The 20038-nt window shown below is 69.4% G+C and carries 16 protein-coding genes; 13 read left to right on the plus strand and 3 right to left on the minus strand.

All coding sequences use genetic code 11. The features are described from left to right. The first annotated feature begins 136 nt into the window (after positions 1-136). The 7 genes from IFU30_RS06645 (at position 137) to guaA (ending at position 8068) form a co-directional block, all read left to right on the plus strand. Positions 137-1255, plus strand: coding sequence for a GuaB3 family IMP dehydrogenase-related protein (locus IFU30_RS06645; protein ID WP_064296664.1), 1119 nt, complete (start codon positions 137-139; stop codon positions 1253-1255). 140 nt (positions 1256-1395) lie between these two features. Next, complete coding sequence (locus tag IFU30_RS06650; protein WP_192004682.1) at positions 1396-3129, plus strand: glycerol-3-phosphate dehydrogenase/oxidase; 1734 nt, start codon at positions 1396-1398, stop codon at positions 3127-3129. A gap of 109 nt (positions 3130-3238) precedes the next feature. Further along, the gene (locus IFU30_RS06655) at positions 3239-3766 is read left to right on the plus strand and encodes a cation:proton antiporter regulatory subunit (protein WP_056008027.1); all 528 of its coding nucleotides are present in this window, start codon (positions 3239-3241) and stop codon (positions 3764-3766) included. A 2-nt stretch (positions 3767-3768) separates the two neighbouring features. Next, positions 3769-5145 (plus strand): cation:proton antiporter, encoded by a 1377-nt coding sequence (locus IFU30_RS06660; protein WP_192004683.1) that lies wholly within the window; start codon positions 3769-3771, stop codon positions 5143-5145. Between the two features lie 64 nt (positions 5146-5209). Then, a complete protein-coding gene (locus IFU30_RS06665) occupies positions 5210-5986 on the plus strand; it encodes an SURF1 family protein (RefSeq protein WP_192004684.1) in 777 nt (258 codons plus the stop codon). A 37-nt stretch (positions 5987-6023) separates the two neighbouring features. After that, positions 6024-6467 carry a DUF3817 domain-containing protein gene (locus IFU30_RS06670; RefSeq protein ID WP_056778703.1) on the plus strand — a complete coding sequence of 148 codons (444 nt, stop codon included), beginning with the start codon at positions 6024-6026 and terminating at the stop codon, positions 6465-6467. After that, positions 6464-8068, plus strand: a complete 1605-nt coding sequence (gene guaA / locus IFU30_RS06675) for a glutamine-hydrolyzing GMP synthase (RefSeq protein ID WP_192004685.1) — start codon at positions 6464-6466, stop codon at positions 8066-8068. The genes IFU30_RS06670 and guaA overlap by 4 nt, the downstream gene beginning before the upstream one ends. A 242-nt stretch (positions 8069-8310) precedes the next feature. Here guaA and IFU30_RS06680 read toward each other — a convergent pair whose 3' ends face one another. Further along, complete coding sequence (locus tag IFU30_RS06680; RefSeq protein ID WP_064296659.1) at positions 8311-9168, minus strand: Bax inhibitor-1/YccA family protein; 858 nt, start codon at positions 9166-9168, stop codon at positions 8311-8313. A 194-nt stretch (positions 9169-9362) separates the two neighbouring features. On the opposite strand from IFU30_RS06680, the gene IFU30_RS06685 reads away from it, so the two are divergent. From IFU30_RS06685 to IFU30_RS06695, 3 genes are all read left to right on the plus strand, one after another. Beyond that, positions 9363-10439, plus strand: a complete 1077-nt coding sequence (locus IFU30_RS06685) for a glycerophosphodiester phosphodiesterase family protein (RefSeq protein ID WP_192004798.1) — start codon at positions 9363-9365, stop codon at positions 10437-10439. Between the two features lie 13 nt (positions 10440-10452). Further along, positions 10453-12921 carry an ATP-dependent helicase gene (locus tag IFU30_RS06690; RefSeq protein WP_192004686.1) on the plus strand — a complete coding sequence of 823 codons (2469 nt, stop codon included), beginning with the start codon at positions 10453-10455 and terminating at the stop codon, positions 12919-12921. Between the two features lie 70 nt (positions 12922-12991). After that, complete coding sequence (locus IFU30_RS06695) at positions 12992-13993, plus strand: SseB family protein (protein WP_192004687.1); 1002 nt, start codon at positions 12992-12994, stop codon at positions 13991-13993. Here IFU30_RS06695 and IFU30_RS06700 read toward each other — a convergent pair. Together IFU30_RS06700 and IFU30_RS06705 are read right to left on the minus strand one after the other, a co-directional pair. Further along, positions 13920-15494, minus strand: a complete 1575-nt coding sequence (locus tag IFU30_RS06700) for a hypothetical protein (protein ID WP_192004688.1) — start codon at positions 15492-15494, stop codon at positions 13920-13922. The genes IFU30_RS06695 and IFU30_RS06700 overlap by 74 nt on opposite strands. A gap of 104 nt (positions 15495-15598) precedes the next feature. Then, entirely contained in the window at positions 15599-16399 is an 801-nt protein-coding gene (locus IFU30_RS06705) for an oxygenase MpaB family protein (protein ID WP_192004689.1), read from the minus strand. Positions 16400-16559: 160 nt separating this feature from the next. Here IFU30_RS06705 and sucC point away from each other — a divergent pair, with 160 nt between their 5' ends. From sucC to IFU30_RS06720, 3 genes are all read left to right on the plus strand, one after another. Further along, positions 16560-17723: an ADP-forming succinate--CoA ligase subunit beta gene (gene sucC / locus IFU30_RS06710; protein ID WP_124768842.1), complete on the plus strand. Its 1164-nt coding sequence runs from the start codon at positions 16560-16562 to the stop codon at positions 17721-17723. A 14-nt stretch (positions 17724-17737) separates the two neighbouring features. Further along, positions 17738-18628, plus strand: coding sequence for a succinate--CoA ligase subunit alpha (gene sucD / locus IFU30_RS06715; protein WP_064296653.1), 891 nt, complete (start codon positions 17738-17740; stop codon positions 18626-18628). Positions 18629-18753: 125 nt separating this feature from the next. Then, positions 18754-20031: a cell division protein PerM gene (locus tag IFU30_RS06720; RefSeq protein ID WP_192004690.1), complete on the plus strand. Its 1278-nt coding sequence runs from the start codon at positions 18754-18756 to the stop codon at positions 20029-20031. Positions 20032-20038 lie beyond the last annotated feature (7 nt).

The raw sequence follows: 20038 nt of genomic DNA on the forward strand, positions 1-20038 counted from the left end.
CGTCCATGTCATCCTCTTCACCATTCACATCCGCTCCAGACAGCGACGTAATCCTCACATATATCACCTGCACCACTGGGTGTGTGCCCTGGACACGGTCCACGTGCGACCTGACCGGTAGGCTGGTGCGGTGAGCATGGATATTGAGATCGGCCGGTCAAAGCGCGCACGGCGCGCCTACGCGTTCGACGACATCGCCGTCGTCCCGTCGCGGCGGACCCGCGACCCACAGGACGTCTCGGTGTCCTGGTCGATCGACGCCTACCAGTTCGAGATCCCGGTGCTCGCAGCACCGATGGACTCCGTCGTCTCGCCGACGACCGCGATCATGATGGGCCAGCTCGGCGGCGTCGGCGTCCTCGACCTCGAGGGCCTCTGGACGCGGTACGAAGACCCCGAACCGCTGCTCGCCGAGATCCGGTCGTTGCCGGTCGGCCGAGCTACCGCGCGCATGCAGGAGATCTACTCGGAGCCCATCAAGCCCGAACTCGTCACCGCCCGGCTCGCCGAGATCCGCGCGGCCGGAGTCACCGTCGCCGCAGCCCTCTCGCCGCAGCGCACGCAGGAGCTCTACGAGACCGTCGTCGCCGCAGGGGTCGACCTCTTCGTCATCCGCGGCACCACCGTGTCCGCCGAGCACGTCTCCAAGAACCAGGAGCCGCTCAACCTCAAGAAGTTCATCTACGAACTCGACGTCCCCGTGATCGTCGGTGGCGCGGCCACGTACACCGCGGCCCTGCACCTCATGCGGACCGGGGCGGCCGGTGTGCTCGTCGGCTTCGGTGGCGGTGCGGCCTCCACCACGAGGGCCTCGCTCGGCATCCACGCCCCGATGGCGACCGCCGTGGCCGACGTCGCCGGTGCGCGTCGCGACTACCTCGACGAGTCCGGCGGCCGCTACGTGCACGTCATCGCCGACGGCGGTCTCGGAACCTCGGGCGACATCGTCAAGGCCGTCGCGATGGGTGCCGACGCCGTCATGCTCGGGACCGCATTGGCCCGCGCCACGGACGCACCCGGCGGTGGCTGGCACTGGGGTGCCGAGGCGCACCACCTGCACCTGCCGCGCGGTCGCCGTGTCGAGGTCGGCACCGTCGCGACCCTCGAGGAGATCCTGTACGGCCCGTCGCCGAAGTCGGACGGCACGGCCAACCTCATCGGCGCGCTCCGTCGCTCGATGGCCACCACCGGCTACTCCGACCTCAAGGAGTTCCAGCGGGTCGAGGTCGTCGTCGCGCCCTACCAGGGCGCCTAGCCCTGCCGGAAGCGAGTCGCTTCCGCAAGCGGTTGTCGGGTCGCATCGCGCCGACTAGCCTCTGAGGCAGAGCCTCGTGGACGAGCACCTGCCTCCGGCAGGATCATCGCGAGGGCGGTTCCAGCGAGCGGAGTTCGACGATGGCCACCACCCACAACAACGTGTCACGTTCCACCAAACTGGGGATGGAGGAGCGCGACGCCGCGATCGAAGCGTTGAAGTCGAAAGAGCTCGACATCCTCGTCGTCGGTGGTGGCATCGTGGGCACCGGTGCTGCGCTCGACGCCGTCACGCGCGGTCTGAGCACCGGTCTGCTCGAGGCGCGTGACTGGGCGAGCGGCACCTCGAGCCGGTCCTCGAAGCTCGTGCACGGCGGTATCCGTTACCTCGAACAACTCGACTTCCGACTCGTCCGGGAGGCGCTCATCGAGCGCGGGTTGCTGCTGCAGCGCATCGCGCCGCACCTGGTGAAGCCGGTCCGTTTCCTGTACCCGCTCAACAAGCCGGTCTTCGAGCGCCTCTACATCGGCGCCGGCATGCTGCTCTACGACCTCTTCAGCTGGAGCGGTGGCCGTCCGCCCGGCGTCCCGCACCACCGGCACCTGTCCAAGCGTCAGGTCCTGACCTCGATCCCGAGCCTCAAGTCGGACGCGTTCGTCGGCGGACTCACCTACTACGACGCCCAGGTCGACGACGCCCGCTACGTCTCGTCCCTCGCACGGACGGCGTCGGCCTATGGCGCGCACGTCGCGAGCCGCGTACGGGTCGAGGGGTTCGTCAAGGTCGGACAGCGCGTCGTGGGCGTCAAGGCGCACGACCTGCAGACCGACGAGCGCTTCGAGATCCGTGCCAAGCAGGTCGTCAACGCGACCGGGGTATGGACTGACGACACGCAGTCGATGGTGGGGGAGCGGGGCCAGTTCAAGGTCCGCGCGTCGAAGGGCATCCACCTCGTCGTCCCGCGCGACCGCTTCCAGTCGAACATGGGCCTCCTGCTCCGCACGGAGAAGAGCGTCCTCTTCGTCATCCCCTGGGGCCGGCACTGGCTCATCGGCACGACCGACACGGACTGGCACCTCGACAAGGCGCACCCGGCGGCGACGGCGGCCGACATCGACTACCTGCTCGACCACGTCAACACGATCCTCGCCGTGCCGCTGACCCGAGAGGACGTCGAGGGCGTCTACGCCGGCCTCCGTCCGCTGCTGGCCGGCGAATCGGAGCAGACGTCGAAGCTCTCTCGCGAGCACCTCGTCGCGCACTCCGTGCCCGGTCTGGTGGTCATCGCCGGCGGCAAGTGGACCACCTACCGGGTCATGGCGAAGGACGCGATCGACGCCGCGGTGGACGCACTCGACGGCAAGATCCCGGCCAGTGCGACGGAGAACATCGCCCTCCTCGGAGCCGAGGGGTACCAGGCGGCCTGGAACAAGCGTGGCAAGATCGCGCGGGCCTTCGGGGTGCACACTGCTCGCATCGAGCACCTGCTGAACCGCTACGGCGTGCTGACGGACGAACTGCTCGACCTCATCAAGGAGGACCCGACGCTCGCCGAGGCGCTGCCGGGGGCGGACGACTACATCGGGGCGGAAGTCGTCTACGCGGCCTCCCACGAGGGTGCCCTCCACCTCGACGACGTCCTCGCCCGTCGGACGCGCATCTCCATCGAGGCCTGGGACCGCGGTGTCTCGGCGGCCCCGGTCGCGGCGAAGCTCATGGGTGGGGTCCTGGGGTGGGACGAGGAGCGCATGGAGAAGGAGGTCTCCTACTACCTCACGCGCGTCGCGGCGGAGCGGGCCTCGCAGGAGCAGCCGAACGACGAGGCCGCCGACCGCGTGCGCCTGGAGGCCCCGGACATCGTCCCAGGGGCCTGAACCGGCGGTGATCGCCCGCAGCGCAACGGCTGCGGGCGCCTCGGGCGAGCGGGCCAGGTGTGGCGGATAGACTAGGAGGACTGCCACAACAAGCCTGAGGAGTACAGCCATGGTGGATGTTCGGCGGGTCAAACTTCCCGGGGTCGGTGTGCTCCACACCTTCGTCACGGACGACGGCGGCAAGGTCGGCGTCATCGCCCACCGGTCCGGCCACAGCGACCTCATCACCTTCGCCGACCACGAGGACGGCGCCGATGCCGGCAAGGTGTCGCTCCGGCTCAACGAGGACGAGGCGCACACGCTGGCCGAACTCCTCGGTGGCACGCAGATCACCGAGTCGCTCAGCGCGCTCGACCAGATCCCCGGACTCAGCATCGATTGGTTCACCGTCGACTACGAAGACCACATCGCCGGGCAGCCGCTCGGCAACCCCGCCGAGAAGGGCATGGTCGGGCTGACCGTCGTCGCCGTCGTGCGCGGCGACTCCGCCAACCCGGCCCCTGCTGCGGACTTCCGGGTCTTCCCGGGAGACACCCTCGTCGTCGCGGGCAGTCCCGAGAAGGTCGCCAAGGCCTTCGCCTACTTCCGTTCGGGCGCCGTCAAGAAGGTCGCCGTCGACGCTCCGCCCGGAGGGTAGGCATGCTGCACGCCGCGACCGACAACCCCCACCTCGGCCAGGATCTGCTCATCCTCGGCGTCCTGTTCGTCATCGCCTACATCCTCGGCCGCCTCGGCAAGCTGATCGGCCTCCCGTCGATCCCCGTCTACATGCTCGTCGGCCTGCTCGCGAGTCCGTACACGGGCTGGTTCCCGCTCGACTTCGCCAGCGCGCAGATCGAACTCATCGCCGTCTTCGGCCTCGTGCTCCTGCTGTTCAACCTCGGCCTGGAGTTCGATCAGGACGAGTTCTTCGGCAACGCCGGAAAGCTCATCGTCTCCGGCGGCTCCTACATCCTCGTCAACATGGCCGCCGGGCTCGTGTTCGGGTTCCTGGTCGGGTGGGGCACACGGGAGGCGCTCATCATCGCCGGCATCACGGCGACGAGCTCGAGCGCGATCGTCACGAAGCTCCTCATCGAGCTCAAACGGCTGACGAACGACGAGACGCCCATGATCCTGGGCGTCACCGTGGTGGAGGACATCTTCATCGCCATCTACCTCGCGATCGTCGGTGTCGTGCTGAGCGGCGAGACGGAGGTCTGGCCCGTCATCGGGAAACTCGCGATCGCCTTCACGTTCATCCTCGTGATGTTCGCGATCGCCCGATTCGGCGGACGGTTCGTGTCGCGGCTGTTCCGCACCAAGGACGACGAGCTCTTCACGATCCTGTTCTTCGGCCTCGCGGTCGCGTTCGGCGGCATCGGCGAGCTCCTGGGAGTCACCGACGCGATCGGCGCGTTCCTCATCGGCCTGGTCCTCGGTGCCACCCGGTTCCGCAACAAGATCGAGCAGATCGCGATCCCGCTCCGCGACGTGTTCGGTGCGTTCTTCTTCCTGAACTTCGGGCTCGCGCTCGACGCGACGAAGTTCGGCAGCGTCCTCGTCCCGGTGCTCCTCGCCGTCCTCATGACGGTGGTCCTCAACGTCCTGGCCGGTCAGTTCGTCGCCTGGCTCAACGGACTCGGGCCGCAAGCTGGGATCAACGCCGCGGTCATCCTGCAGAATCGCGGCGAGTTCGCCCTCATCCTCGCGACACTCTCGCTGAGCGCGGGGCTCAATCCGCTCATCCAACCGTTCGCCGGGCTCTACGTGCTCATCATGGCCGTGATGGGCCCGATCGTCGCCGGTCGCTCAGAGCAGATCGGCGCCGTCATCCTGCGTCCGCATCGCCGGAAGGCGCGCCGAGCTGAGCAGGTCGACACGACGGCGGAGGAGGCCATCGCGCTCGTCGAGGGTGCGGGCGACGACCAGGACACGACGCCCGCCGACACCGATCAGGCGGCCATCGACCGACTCGTCGAACAGGCGATGAACGACCAGGAACCACCAGCACGAAAGCGAGAGCCCGATTACTAGCACCGCCCCGTCGGCACCAGGCCCCGACAACCACGGACAGGTCCGTCCGACGCTCCGCTCCGTCATGCTGCGTCCCCGGTGGATCGGCGTCCTCGTCCTCTGTCTCGCCGTCGCGGGCGCGTTCGCCGCGCTCGGGCAGTGGCAGCTCGCACGCGCCATCGAATCCGGGCAGGTGGTGCCGACCGAGACCGAGTCGGTCCGGCCGCTCGCGGACGTCCTCGAACCGGGTGTCGGCATCCGAGAGGCGGACGCCGGCCAGCGGGTGAGCGTCTCAGGCACGTGGGTACCGGAGGACTACCTCGTGGTGGGCAACCGGGTGAACGACGGCACGCTCGGGTACTGGGTGACGGGCCACCTCGCGACGGACCGCTCTGACCAGGCCGGCCTCGCGGTCGCGCTCGGCTGGACGAAGGACCGCGAGACCGCCGACCGCGTCGCCGAGGCGTTGAACGCGGACGCCCCCACCGGCGCCGTCGAGCTCGAAGGGCGGCTGAACCCGCCGGAGGGTCCGGAGGAGCCGGCAGCGGACGCCGCACCGACCGAGCTCGACAACATGTCGGTCGCCGCACTGCTGAACCGCTGGAACGACGCCGACGGCCTGCGGGTGTTCAGCGCGTTCGTCGTGGACGACGTCGCCGTCGACGGACTCGAGCCCATCTCGTCGCCCGCGCCCAGCCAGGAGATCCAGCTCAACTGGTTGAACATCTTCTACGCGGCCGAGTGGGTCGTCTTCGCGTGCTTCGCCGTGTTCCTCTGGTTCCGGCTCGCCAAGGACGCGTGGGAGCGCGAGATCGAGGAGCTCGAGGACGCCGAGGAGGAGGCCGCAGCGCTCCGTCAGTGATGTCCGGTCGCCTGGCGGCCGCGGGTAAGATGGTGGCATGCCCCTCCAGCCGAAACCGTCGACGTTTCCCGCGATCCGAGGCGCGCTGAAGTTCTACCAGGTGGCCGCCCCCATCACCGGTGTGCTGCTCCTGTCGCTCTGCGCCGAGATGCTCATGAAGTACGCGTTCGGCCTCGAGCTCGAGCTCGGCGGTGCTTACGGCTTCCTCGCCTTCGTGCCCTCCGGCACCGCCACCGCGGTCAACCTCAGCACAGGCATCCTCATCATCCACGGCTGGTTCTACGTCGTGTACCTGTTCGCCGCGTTCCGGCTCTGGAGCCTCATGCGGTGGAACGTCCTGCGTCTGCTCTGGCTCGCGCTCGGCGGCATCATCCCGTTCCTGTCCTTCTTCTTCGAGAGCCGCATCCCGCGGGAAGTGAAGGGCTACCTCTCCGGCCGCGAAGCAGCAGCGGCCGCCGAACCCGTGGAGTCCATGCAGTGAGTGAAACCACCCCCGCAGCCGCAGCGGAGCAGACCGCCGCCCGACCGGTCCTCGTCGTCGACTTCGGTGCGCAGTACGCGCAGCTGATCGCGCGTCGCGTCCGCGAAGCCGGCGTGTACTCCGAGATCGTGCCGCACACCGTGTCCGCCGCCGAGGTCGCCGCCAAGAACCCCGTCGGGATCGTCTTGTCCGGTGGCCCGTCCAGCGTGTACGAGCCGGGCGCCCCGTCGCTCGACGAGGGCATCCTCGAGCTCGGCGTCCCGACGTTCGGCATCTGCTACGGCTTTCAGGTCATGGCCAAGCAGCTCGGCGGAGAGGTCGCGCACACCGGTCTCCGGGAGTACGGCGCCACCGACGCGACCAGCGTCGTCGACGTCCCTGGCACCCTCCTGCACGGCGTCCCGACCGAGCAGAACGTCTGGATGAGCCACGGCGACTCCGTCTCGAAGGCCCCTGAGGGCTTCGAGGTCCTCGCCTCGACCGCCTCGACCCCGGTCGCCGCCTTCGCGAACGCGGAACGTGGCCTCTACGGTGTCCAGTGGCACCCCGAGGTCAAGCACTCTGTCTACGGCCAGCAGGTGCTCGAGAACTTCCTCCACCGGGCGGCGGGCATCCCGGCCGACTGGAACAGCGGCAACGTCATCGCCGAACAGGTCGACCGCATCCGCGCCCAGGTGGGCGACGCCAAGGTCATCTGCGGGCTCTCCGGCGGTGTCGACTCGGCCGTCGCCGCGGCGCTCGTGCACAAGGCCGTCGGCGACCAGCTCGTCTGCATCTTCGTCGACCACGGCCTGCTCCGGAAGGACGAGCGACGCCAGGTCGAGGAGGACTTCGTCGCCTCGACCGGCGTCCGGCTGGTCACGGTCGACGCCCGCGAGCAGTTCCTGTCGGCGCTCGCCGGCGTCAGCGACCCGGAGCAGAAGCGCAAGATCATCGGCCGCGAGTTCATCCGGTCCTTCGAACAGGCCGAGATCGACCTCGTCAAGGAGGCCCAGAGCGAGGGTGAGCCCATCCGCTTCCTCGTCCAGGGCACGCTGTACCCCGACGTCGTCGAGTCCGGCGGCGGATCCGGTACGGCCAACATCAAGAGCCACCACAACGTCGGCGGCCTGCCGGAAGACCTCCAGTTCGAACTCGTCGAGCCCCTGCGCACCCTGTTCAAGGACGAGGTCCGGGCGATCGGTCGCGAGCTGGGCCTCCCGGAGGAGATCGTCGGCCGTCAGCCGTTCCCCGGTCCCGGACTCGGTATCCGCATCGTCGGTGAGGTCACGGCCGAGCGTCTCGACCTCCTCCGCGACGCCGACGCGATCGTCCGCGAGGAACTGACCGCGGCCGGGCTCGACCAGGAGATCTGGCAGTGCCCCGTGGTCCTGCTGGCGGACGTCCGTTCCGTGGGCGTGCAGGGCGACGGCCGCACCTACGGCCACCCGATCGTGCTGCGACCGGTCTCGTCTGAAGACGCCATGACCGCCGACTGGACCCGCCTGCCGTACGACGTCCTCGCGCGCATCAGCAACCGCATCACCAACGAGGTGAAGGACGTCAACCGCGTCGTGCTCGACGTCACGTCCAAGCCACCGGGGACCATCGAGTGGGAGTGATCGCTCCCTGAGTCATCGGAAGGCCGTCCCGTTCGCGGGGCGGCCTTCCGTCGTCCGCGCCCTTCGACAAGCTCAGGGACCGCGGTGGGGTGGCTCAGGGACCGGGGTGGGTGGCTCAGGGACCGGGGATGGTGCCTCGGTCCGAGGGGTTCGGTCCCTGTCGAAGGGCAGTACCTCGACCGGCCCGGGGAACGACGAAGGCCCGCCCCGCGAACGGGACGGGCCTTGCAGTGCTTGCGCTCCTAGTTGCGGGAGATGGCCAGCAGACGCAGGATCTCGACGTAGATCCAGATGACCGTGACCATGATGCCGAAGGCGCCGGTCCAGCCGTACTTGGCGGGAGCGCGGTTCTGCACGCCACGCTGGATGAAGTCGAAGTCGAGCACCAGCGAGTACGCACCCATCAGCACCGCGAAGATGCCGATGACGATCCCGAGCGGGATGCCGAAGATCGTCGCGCCGTAGAGGCCGAACGGGTTGTTCAGCACGCCCGTGAACATGAGCACGAGGTTGAGGAGCTGGAAGACGCCGTAGCCGATGATGGCGACGAGGAAGACCTTCGTCAGCTTCTTCGAGGCGCGGACCTTGCCGCTGGCGAAGAGGGCGAGGGTCACGCCGACGACGGCGAGGGTCGCGAGGACCGCCTGGACGACGACGCCGGACCAGGCCGGGTTCGCCTCGAAGACGCGCGAGATGCCGCCGACGAAGAGTCCCTGGAAGACCGCGTACCCGAGGATGAGCGCCGGGACCGGCTCCTTCTTGAAGGAGTTCACGAGACCGAGGCCGAGGCCACCGATCATGCCGATGATCATGGGGAGGGCGTAGCCGCTGCCTGCCTGCAGGAGGGAGGTCGTCCACATCCAGGAGATGACGGCGAACACGACGAGGACGGCGAACGAGCCGAGGGTCTTGACGAGCGTGTTCTCGATCGTCATGCGGTCGGCGGTGCCGACGCCCGCCGGTGCGGTGGGCTGCTCGTACATCTTGCGAAGCTGTTCGGCGGTCAGCGAGGGGTTCGCTGCTTGAGCTGCCTGCAGCGTCCCGCCTCCCTGCTTCGCGAATGCCGGGTTCTTCGAGAACGCGGGATTGTCGAGGGCCATGGCTGATTCCTACTCTCAGTCGTGGAGGCTGTGTCGCGCCAAGCGGCGCTGCTGACACCCAGAGTATCCGAGTTCCCTTTGAATCAGCCGGGTCGCGCGTGGAAAACCCCGAACGGACGCCGATGTTCGCGGTGGGCTGACAGCCGGCACCCTGCGCGCACGCCGGAGCGTCGTCCTAGGCTGATGGCGTGCGCATCGACTCCCTGCCCAACCCGCTCGTCATCGGACACCGCGGGGCTCCCGGTTACCGCCCGGAGCACACCGAGTCCTCCTACCGCTTGGCCGTCGCGCTCGGTGCGGACGCCGTCGAGCCCGATCTCGTCGCGTCGAAGGACGGCGTCCTCGTGGTCCGACACGAGAACGAGATCTCCGGGACGACCGACGTCGCCGCCCGAGCGGAGTTCGCCGACCGACGGACGACGAAAGGCGTCGACGGCCACGAGCTGACCGGGTGGTTCACCGAGGACTTCACCTGGGCCGAGCTGTCGACCCTGACCGCACGTGAGCGGATCCCCGAGGTACGGACGGTGAGTGCGGGATTCGACGGTACGGAGGGCATCCTGCGGTTCGCCGACCTCGTCGCGGTCGTGCGCAGCGCGGCCGAAGCGCACCGACGACCCGTCGGCATCGTGGCCGAGGTGAAGCACGCCGACTACTTCGCGTCGATCGGCCTCCCGCTCGATCGGCTCCTCGCCGAGGAACTCGCCGCCCTGGGCTTCGGCACCGATCCCGATGCCGAGCCGCTCATCATCGAGTCGTTCGAGCAGTCGGTCCTCATGGCGTTGCAGGCCCGTCGGGTGCAGGCGGAGTTCGCGTACCTCATCGAGCGGTCCGGCAGGCCGAGCGATCTCGTCGCCCGGCTGGGGGATTCGGCCCCGTCCTACGCCGACGCGATGACCGACGCCGGACTCGCTGCACTCGCCCTCGAGGTCGACGCCATCAGTGTCGACAAGGCGATGCTCATCGACCTGGGCGACGACGGTGCCCGGCCGACGGACCTCGTGGAGCGCGCCCACGCAGCTGGTCTGCGTGTCTACACCTGGACGCTCCGCCCCGAGAACCGGTTCCTCGCGCCACCCTTCCGGGACGGGGCCGATCCGGCGGCGGTCGGCCGCTGGCTCGAGGAGTTCGTCCTGGTGCTCTCCTCGGGGGTCGACGGCTGCTTCGTCGACCAGGCCGACCTCGGTGTCGCCGCACGATCGGCGGCCGGCGACCGTGCGGATCACCGCGACGGCGGTGCTCGGCCGAGCGATGTCGGAGGCAGCGCCTAGACTTGCAGGCGATATGGCGAGCTCTCCTTCTTCGAACGCCGACGCCGTGCAACCGGTGATCGTCGGCTGGCCCACGGCAACCGTCCCCGAGTCGTCCTCCGACGAGCGTGCCGGCGGGAGTCGGCTGCTGGAGGGGCTCAACCCGCAGCAACGGATCGCGGTGGAGTACCGGGGCCAGGCCCTGCTGATCGTCGCCGGTGCCGGGTCCGGCAAGACGAGTGTGCTCACCCGCCGCGTCGCGCTGTTGCTCGAGCAGCGGGAGGCCTGGCCGAGCCAGATCCTGGCGATCACGTTCACCAACAAGGCCGCCGCCGAGATGCGCGAGCGCGTGGAGGCGCTCGTCGGCCAGGCCGCTCAGGGCATGTGGATCTCCACCTTCCACTCCGCCTGCGTCCGCATCCTCCGCCGCGAGGCCGAGCACTTCGGCTTCACCAAGAATTTCACGATCTACGACAGCGGCGACCAACGTGCCCTGTTGAAGCGCATCATCAAGGAGCTCGAAGCCGACGCATACGGCTTCACGCCGTCGAACACCTCGGCGAAGATCTCGAAGCTCAAGAACGAGCTGTCGGACGTCGAGTCGTACTCCCGCACGATCAACACGAACGACCCCCAGGAACTCGTGTTCCTGCAGGTCTTCCGGAAGTACACGCGCGCGCTGGCCGACGCGAACGCCTTCGACTTCGACGACCTCATCAGCCAGACGGTGTTCCTCTTCCGGGCGTTCCCGCACGTCGCCGCGCAGTACCAGCAGCGGTTCCGGCACATCCTCGTCGACGAGTACCAGGACACCAACCACGCCCAGTACTCGCTCATCCGGGAGCTCACCCGCGCGCCTGAGGCCGGCACGGATCAGCTCGCCGTCACCCGCACCGAGGGTGCCTCGCTCACCGTCGTCGGTGACTCGGACCAGTCGATCTACGCGTTCCGCGGGGCCGACATCCGGAACATCACCGAGTTCGAGCGCGACTTCCCGGGCGCCAAGGTGGTGCTGCTCGAGCAGAACTACCGCTCCACGCAGAACATCCTCTCGGCGGCGAACGCGGTCATCTCCAACAACTTCGACCGCAAGGACAAGAAGCTCTGGACGGCCGTCGGCGACGGGGAGAAGATCGTCGGCTTCACGGGGTACTCCGGTCACGACGAGGCGCAGTTCATCGCCGACGAGATCGAGAAGCTCCGGCAAGCCGGTACGGCCTACAGCGACATCGCCGTGTTCTACCGGACGAACGCCCAGACCCGTGCGCTCGAAGAGATCTTCATCCGTGCGGCCCTCCCGTACCGGATCATGGGCGGCACCAAGTTCTACGAACGCGCCGAGATCAAGGACGCCCTCGCCTACCTCGTGTCGGTCGCGAACCCGGCCGACATCATGGCGCTGCGGCGCATCCTGAACACGCCCAAACGTGGCATCGGGCCGGCCACGGAGACGGCACTCGCGAGCTTCGCCGAGAACAACGGCGTCACCTTCCGCGAGGCCATGCGGCGTGCCGACGCCCTCGGGCTCGGGCCGAAGGTCACGAGCGCGATCCTGCAGCTGTCGGCGCTCCTCGACGAAGCGCAGGCCGCGCTCGACGACGCCGCCGCGGCCGACCGCCCGACGGCGTCCGCGACCGCCGTCGGCGACGTCCTCTCGCTCCTCATGACGAAGAGCGGCTACCTCGACTCGCTGCGCAACAGTCGCGACCCGCAGGATGAGGCACGAGCCGAGAACGTCGACGAGCTCATCGCCGTCACCAAGGAGTTCGCCAAGAACAACCCCGACGGCGGCATCGTCGACTTCCTGACGGAGGTCTCGCTCGTCGCCGCGGCCGACGACCTCGACGACGCGACGGGCAGCGTGTCGCTCATGACCCTGCACACGGCGAAGGGCCTCGAGTACGACGCGGTCTTCCTGACCGGCATCGAGGAAGACCTCCTCCCGCACCGGATGTCGGCGAACGAGCCTGGCGGCCCGGCCGAGGAGCGACGCCTGTTCTACGTCGGCATCACCCGCGCCCGCAAGCGCCTGTACCTCTCGCTGGCGATGACGCGTGCCCAGTACGGCGAGACGGCCGTCGCCATGCCCAGCCGCTACCTGCAGGAGATCCCGGCCGAACTGATCGAGTGGCGTCAGTCGCCCGGCAACGTCAACGGTCGTGGTGGAACCCAGTCTCGCGCCCTGAACGCCCGCCGCGCCCCCTCGAGCGACCGCTGGTCGGTCCGCGCGCTCCCTGAGGGCGCCTCAGCGGGCGACACCCGGTTCTCCGGCGGTTCGAGCAAGCCGGAGACGGCCTGGGCCAATCGCATCACCGCGAAGGTCCGCGACAACGGCGACCTCGAGCTCGTTCCCGGCGACCGCATCTCCCACGCCGACTTCGGACCGGGCCGGGTGAACGCGGTGACCGGTGAAGGCGCGAAGCGCATCGCCCATGTCCAGTTCGAGTCAGCCGGAGCGAAGAAGCTGCTGATCAAGATCGCGCCCATCGAGAAGCTCGACTGACTGCGCTGAGGCGCGCACCGTCGGTCCGGCCGGTTCCCTGAGCGGAATCCAGCATCTAGGCTGATGCATCATGGGTCTGTTCTCCAAGCGCAACGCGTCCGATGCCCGATCTGCAGCCGTGGGGGCCGAGACATCGGCACCTGAGGATGAGGTGGATCCGGCCGCGGAAGCCCCGGAGACCGTGCCGCAGGTGTCGATCTCGGTCACGACGGTCAACGCAGCCGCTCGGACACCGGAGGCTCCTGTCTCCGTACCTGCTGCGGCCCCGGCGCCGGCCCGGGCGCCCGCTCCCGTCGAGCCTGACTCCAACGTCGACCTTGCTCAGGCGCTTACCGCTCTGGCCGAAGGCGGTGACGAGCGCGCGATGATGCACGTCCTGCGCCAGAGCATCCAGGGCAAGCTGCTGTTGTCCACGAGCCTCGACGGTGTCTCGGAGGAGGACAAGGCTGCCGGGCGCATCCCGCTCGGCGTCCACCGCGACCCGGAGGGCGCCGTCTACCTCCTCGCCTTCACCTCGTCGCGTGAGCTCGAGAAGACGCGGACGGCGGACGGGCCGGTCACCGGGGTCGCGGTGGACGCCGTCTGGGCACTCCGTCAGGCGACCGGCGACGGGTACGCCGGCATCGTCCTGAACCCCGCCGACGGCAAGGCGAGTGCGGTCGTCCCGAAGACGCTGATCGTGCGTCTGTTCGGGGACGGCCGGAACAACGACCTCGCGAAGCAGGCGCTCGCCCAGCCGCGAGAACCCGATGCCCTCCAGCGGCTGGTCGCCGCACTCGCCGCGCACGGCGGGTTCGTAGCCGGTCGCGCCGAGGTCGACGAGGACGGTAACCGCAAGACCGTCGGCATCGCGGAGACCCGCCTCGGCGACCGTCGACTGCTGGAGGTCTTCACCTCGCCCATCGAGATCGCCGCACTGGGACGAGGGGATGACGCGTACCCGGTCACCGCAGCGGAACTCGCGGCCGCGCTCCGCAGCGACGAGGGCATCACCGGGATCATCGTGAACCCTGCGGCGCCGTGGCTGGACGTCGACCGCGCCCAGCTCGCACCCCTCCTCGACGTGCGCTGAGCGCCGCACCCGCTCCACTCGGAGTGATCCGCCGACGGAGAGCGAGCAGGATGCCGCCGAGCGCGAGCGCTCCGATCGCCGCAGTGCCGGCGAGGAGCAGGGAGCGGTCGTCGGCGCCGGTCTCGGCGAGCCGCGCTTCGGGCACGGTCGGCGTCGAGGCGAGGGTGATCTCCGAGGCGACCCCGAAGGCGGATCGCCAGGGGCGGATCATCGTGCCGCCGTTCTCCGGCAGGGTGTCGCTCGGCTCGATGCGTTCGACCCAGACGTAGTAGCCGTCCTCGGGGAGGACGCAGGACGGCGTCGTGTACTCGCCGGGGCCTGCATCCACGAGCGTCTCGACCTCGCAGACCACCGGTGCTCCGAGCGGGACCTCCGGTGCCTCGACCGGGCGCTCCGCGAACGGACCGAGCAACTGGCTTCGGACGGTCACCGGGATCGGCGTGTACGGTCCGCCGTCCGGCCCGATGAGGCCCCACTCCGCTGCGAGGCCGGTGTCGGTAGCGATCCCGACCGACAGCCGGTCGGTGATCTCGGTTCCCGGTGTCGCCGTCGCGTGCGAGGTGGTGGTGACGACGACCGGCTGGAAGGGGAGTGGAGTGGGACGCTCGCGGTCGGCGCTCGCTCCGGCGGCGACCGTCATGGGGCGGGCGATGAGGACGCTCTGCACGTTGGCGGCGCTCCGAGCGATCGTGAGGCCGGCCCCGTAGGGCAGCTCACCGAACGTGGCGTTCGCTGAGAAGGCCACGACCGCGGCATCGGTGCTCGGCAGGATCCGCAGGCTCTCACCGTTCCCGACGGCCCGCTCGGATGTGCCGTCCTCGAAGGTCGCGCCGTCGAGGGTCACCGTCCCGGTGTGGGTGCCCGGTGGCAGGGTGGTGACGCCGGAGGAGATGAAGTCGACGGCGAGTTCGGTCCGGACGAGGTCGAATCCGTCCTCGCCGCGTTCGATGGACATGGTGGCGCTCGCTCCCCGACTCGCGCCGCCGGGACCGTCGGCCTCGGCGAGCATCTGATGGGCCCGGGAGAGCACGCGGTCGGCGCTCGCTCCTGCCCGAGCGGCGACCTGCGCCGGCGTCCACCCGTTCAGGCCGGTGATGATCCAGGTGGCGAGCTGGCCCGCAGCTGCCTCGTCGGCGTCCTGGCTGGCGCCCCAGTGCCGCGACAGGTAGGCCAGGCGGGCGGCGTCCTCGGGGGTGAACCACCCGAGCGATGATCCGTCGACGTGCTCGTAGGCGTGACCCGGCGGGATCGGGAGGTCGAGGTTGATGCAGAACCCGACCGTCCCGTCGTCGAAGGCCCACGAGCCGAGCCAGCGGCCGTTCGACGCGTCGCGGTGACCGTAGGCGGCGCCGGTGGCGGTCAGTGCGGAGGATGCGGTCGCGCCGCCGAGGACGATGCCGAGGACGAGCGTGAGCAGGATCGGGACGGCTGCCAGGAGCCCGAGGATCCGCGGTCTGCCGCCGAGGAGGCGGCCGGTCTGGGGGAGGTGGTGTGTTGTCATGCCCCCATCGTGCGAACCGCGGCACCTCGGTCAGCCGGGCGGGAATCCGAATGTGGACGGGACGGCTCCGCCAGCGGGCTGTGGAGGGCGGTGCTGGAACGTCGTCAGCCGCGGTGGCGCGCCGCCTCCGTGCGTTCGCGCTCTCGCATCGCATGGAGGTACCAGGCGGAGGGTGCCGCGCGCAGTCGCCGCGGAAGACGCGGCCAGACGGCTCGGGCGATGGCTACCCGACGTGCGAAGCGACGCTGCTGCCGCGGCGTCCAACGGAACCCGTAGGCGCTCCGCAGGCCGTCGGGCAGCAGTCCCGCCGTCACGAGCCGGACGAGCGGGAGCAGGCACCGGACGGGGAGCGGCGCCGCGCGAGCGGTCAGGAGCTCGATCGAGACGGCACGCGCCTCCGCGGTGACGTGGAGGCGCGCGACACGGGCTGCGAAGAACTCATCGAACGCGGCCCGGGTCGGAGGCCAACGGTCGGGCGGGAGCTGCAGGCTCGTCCCCACGATCGCGTACTCACGGTGCAGGCGCTCCCGCGACTCCTCGTCGAGCGGGCCGAACACGAGCTCGTAGACCTGGACGGCGGTGTCGTACAGCGTGGCCGCGACCCAGAGCTGCGCGTCGTGGTCGAAGGCCGAGTACCCGGGAGCCGCCTCACCGGGTCGGCTGCGCACCGGTCCATGGGCGTGGTTCACCCGCCGGGCCGCGCTGCGCTGCTCGTCCGGTGTGCCGAGGGCGAGCGCGTAGACGAAGGTGAGGGTGGCGTGGAGCCGGTCGAGCGGACGGGAACCGAAGTCGCTGTGCCGGGCCACCCCGGCGGCGACCGAGGGGTCCGCGATCTGCAGCAGGATGGCCCGCCCGGCGCCGGCGACGAGGATGCCCTCGCGAGCGAGGTCCGCCATGCCGGTCATGGACCCGACCTTAGTCGTTCACTGTGAACGTCCGGTTGCGGCGCAGCGCTGGGGGTAGAGTCGTCACTGGCCCTTTTTCTCTCGCCGCCGAGATAACGCGCGGCCGAAAATCGCCACGACAATCACAGCAGAACGCGCGAAGCGCGGATGGGAATGACACGTGGATCTTTACGAGTATCAGGCACGAGACCTGTTCGAGCAGTACGAGGTGCCGGTCCTCGCCGGCATCATCGCCGACACCCCGGACGAGGTGCGTGCCGCGGCCGAGCGTCTCGGCGGCGTGGTCGTCGTCAAGGCCCAGGTGAAGGTCGGAGGCCGCGGCAAGGCCGGCGGCGTCAAGGTCGCCAAGACCCCCGACGAGGCCTACGAGGCGGCGAAGGCCATCCTCGGACTCGACATCAAGGGTCACGTCGTCAAGCGCGTGATGGTCGCGGCCGGCGCACGCATCGCCCAGGAGTTCTACTTCTCGGTGCTGCTCGACCGCGCCAACCGGTCCTACCTGTCGCTCACGAGCGTCGAGGGCGGCATGGAGATCGAGCAGCTCGCGGTCGAGAAGCCCGAGGCGCTCGCGCGCATCGAGGTGAACCCACTCACCGGTGTCGACAAGGCGGCCGCGGTCGAGATCGCGAAGGCTGCGAACTTCCCCGAGGAGCTCGTCGACCAGGTCTCCGACGTCTTCGTGAAGCTCTACGACGTCTACAAGGGCGAGGACGCGACGCTCGTCGAGGTCAACCCGCTCGTCCTCACGGAGGAAGGGCGCATCGTCGCCCTCGACGGCAAGGTCTCGCTCGACGAGAACGCCGCCTTCCGTCACCCGAACCACGCCGAACTCGAAGACACCGCAGCCGAGGACCCCCTGGAGCTCAAGGCCAAGGAGAACGACCTCAACTACGTCAAGCTCGACGGCGAGGTCGGGATCATCGGCAACGGCGCGGGGCTCGTCATGTCCACGCTCGACGTCGTCGCCTACGCGGGCGAGCAGCACGGCGGCGTGAAGCCGGCCAACTTCCTCGACATCGGCGGCGGCGCCTCGGCCGAGGTCATGGCCGCAGGCCTCGACGTCATCCTCGGCGACGCCCAGGTGAAGAGCGTGTTCGTCAACGTCTTCGGTGGCATCACCGCCTGCGACGCCGTCGCGAACGGCATCGTGAAGGCGCTCGAGATCCTCGGTGACGCAGCGACGAAGCCGCTCGTGGTCCGCCTCGACGGCAACAAGGTCGCGGAGGGCCGCGAGATCCTCGCCGCCGCCGCGCACCCGCTCATCACGCTCGCCGCAACCATGGACGAAGGCGCCGACAAGGCCGCCGAGCTGGCTTCGAAGTAAGGGATCGCACAAGCATGTCAATCTTCCTCAACAAGGACTCCAAGGTCATCGTCCAGGGCATCACCGGCGGCGAGGGCACCAAGCACACGGCGCTCATGCTGAAGGCCGGCACCCAGGTCGTCGGTGGCGTCAACGCCCGCAAGGCCGGCACGACCGTGACCCACGACGGCGGCGTCGAGCTGCCCGTGTTCGGCACGGTCGCCGAGGCCATCAAGGAGACCGGCGCAGACGTGTCGATCGCCTTCGTGCCCCCGGCATTCACCAAGGACGCGGTCATCGAGGCCATCGACGCCGAGATCCCGCTGCTCGTCATCATCACCGAGGGTGTGCCGGTCGGCGACTCCGCCGAGTTCTGGGCCTACGCCCAGTCGAAGGGCTCGAAGACCCGCATCATCGGCCCGAACTGCCCCGGCATCATCACGCCGGGGGAGTCGCTCGTGGGCATCACGCCCGCGAACATCGCCGGCAAGGGACCGATCGGCCTCGTGTCGAAGTCGGGCACCCTCACGTACCAGATGATGTACGAGCTGCGCGAGATCGGCTTCTCGACGGCGATCGGCATCGGCGGCGACCCGATCATCGGCACGACGCACATCGACGCGCTCGCCGCGTTCGAGGCCGACCCCGAGACCAAGGCCATCGTCATGATCGGCGAGATCGGTGGCGACGCCGAGGAGCGCGCGGCCGACTTCATCAAGGCGAACGTCACGAAGCCGGTCGTCGGCTACGTCGCGGGCTTCACCGCGCCCGAGGGCAAGACGATGGGCCACGCCGGCGCGATCGTCTCGGGCTCCGCAGGTACCGCGCAGGCGAAGAAGGAGGCCCTCGAGGCCGCCGGCGTCAAGGTCGGCAAGACGCCGAGCGAGACCGCCGACCTCATGCGCGAGATCATCGCCTCGCTGTAACACCCGCAGCTCGACTGCGACCACGACGCGACGCCCGGATCGGGCGTCGCGTCGTGGCGTTTCGGCCCACGCACGCCGTGTGCCTGACCGTCCGCACGCGCGGCTCCAGGTAGGGTCGAAGGCGCATGAACCGTCTGACCGTCGCCCTCCTCGCCGCCCTCGATGCCACCCTCGCCGTGGCCATCGGCATCGGTGTCGCACTCGTCCCACTCCTCGCCCTGTGGGCCCTGCACTTCCAGTTGGACGTCGACCCCGCCGCGCTCTGGCGGGGGGCCGTCGACATCTGGGCGCTCGGCAACGGCTCGAGCATGCGCATCACCCTCGACACGGCCCTCGTCACCCAGCTCGGACTGCCGGCCGGGATGGAACCGTTCCTCGTCTCCCTGGCGCCCCTCGCCTTCACGATCGGCACGGTCCTGTTCGGCCTGCGCACCGGGGCGCGCGCGGCACGCAGCACTTGGTGGCAGGGTGCCGTCGTGCTGTCGGTGCTCGTGTTCGCCCTGCTCTCGTTCCTCGTGACCCTCACCGCCCTCCACCCGGCGGTGCGTCCCTCGATCGTCCAGGGGACCCTCGCGCCGACCGTGCGCTTCGCAGGCGGGGTCGTGGTCGCCGCGCTGTGGGTCCGGTTCCGAGAGCAGGACGCGGCTGATCCGATCCTCGACGGACTCCGCGCGATGCGGGACCGGATGCCGGACGGGACCTGGTCGATGGTCGTCGCGGCGCTGCGTGGTGGAGCACTCGCCGCCACCGGACTCGTGGCGGTCTCCGCGGTCCTGACCGCCATCCTCATCGCCGTCGGCTACGGCGCCATCATCTCCCTGCATGAGAGCGCGCAGTTCGGCGTCCTGGGCGGTGCCATCGTCACCGGCGCCGAACTCCTGTACCTGCCGAACCTCGTGATCTGGGCCATGAGCTGGATCACCGGCGCGGGCTTCGCCATCGGGAGCGGCACGGCGATCTCGCCGATCGGCACGCTCGTCGGGCCCATGCCGGCCGTGCCGGTCCTCGGCGCCATCCCGACGGGGGAGAGCCCACTCGGTTTCGCGGTCCTCGTGGTCCCGGTCGTCATCGGATTCGCCGCTGCCGTGGTGCTGCGCCGTCGTCTGCTCGTCGACCTCGACGGGCGTGGCGGGCTCGCACGGCTGGCGGTCGTCGGTCTCGGCGTCGGGGTCACAGCGGGCATCATCGTCGGTGTCCTCGCCGTCCTCTCGGCGGGCGCGGCAGGCCCAGGCCGCCTCATCGAGGTCGGCCCCAACGGTTGGGCGACGGGCCTGTGGACCACGCTGACGGTCGGGATCGCGGCCGTGGTCGGCATGGCGGCCGGTCCGACGCATCTCGCCGAGGAGGACCGCCTCCCGGAGCTGCACGCCCAGCCGAGCGGCCGGGGTACCCGCGACCGATAGGATGCTC

The organism is Plantibacter sp. CFBP 8798 (assembly GCF_014841195.1).
Taxonomy (GTDB): Bacteria; Actinomycetota; Actinomycetes; order Actinomycetales; family Microbacteriaceae; genus Plantibacter; species Plantibacter auratus.